Source organism: Methylophaga sp. UBA4204 (genome assembly GCF_002379485.1).
Lineage (GTDB): Bacteria > Pseudomonadota > Gammaproteobacteria > Nitrosococcales > Methylophagaceae > Methylophaga.
Map to the genome: position 1 here is coordinate 356 of NZ_DFTU01000082.1, position 221 is coordinate 576.

The 221-nt window shown below is 49.8% G+C and carries 1 protein-coding gene; it reads right to left on the reverse strand.

Features of this window, described 5'->3' with window-relative positions:
• On the reverse strand, positions 1-206 hold a 206-nt coding region (locus tag B3182_RS12040), incomplete at its 3' end, for a hypothetical protein (protein WP_292752895.1).
• Positions 207-221 lie beyond the last annotated feature (15 nt).

The window sequence follows — 221 nt, forward strand, 5'->3', positions numbered from 1 at the left end:
CCATCAGCACGTTGAGCAATTTCAGTCCCTGGCGCTGTACGTAATAGTGCATCGGTAAAATAATCAGAGGATTCAGATGCCGCTTCACTAATGGCAGGGGTTACTGAAGATGCGCCTTGTACCAGAGAGGCACCTGCCTTGGTTGTACCACTGATAACAGCACCCACACTTGAGAGAATTAAAAGTGCGACCAACAGCGTTGCCACAGCCCAACTGATCAG